General features: G+C 48.0%; 1 rRNA gene. It reads right to left on the reverse strand.

Going from position 1 to position 254, the window contains the following annotated elements:
- Window positions 1–100, reverse strand: a 23S ribosomal RNA gene (locus G3O06_RS48775); the annotation flags it as partial.
- Window positions 101–254: the final 154 nt, after the last annotated feature.

Genomic DNA, 254 nt, shown 5'->3' on the forward strand with positions numbered 1-254 from the left:
AAGCTTGTTTGCCAGCTCCCCGTAGCTTTTCGCAGGCTACCGCGTCCTTCATCGCCTGTGATCGCCAAGGCATCCACCACATGCACTTGTTCGCTTGACCCTATAACGAGTCTGTCTCATCGACAGTTCGTTACAGGTTGAGTTCTCGCATTTGTGCCGTATTCCAATTGAGTCAAACATAGAGTTCGAATCATCTTGAGATACATCGATACAATCACAACCCGGATAGTTTTCACGTCCATCTCATAGACGCT

This window comes from Burkholderia sp. Ac-20345 (assembly GCF_017104825.1).
Classification (GTDB): domain Bacteria; phylum Pseudomonadota; class Gammaproteobacteria; order Burkholderiales; family Burkholderiaceae; genus Burkholderia; species Burkholderia lata_B.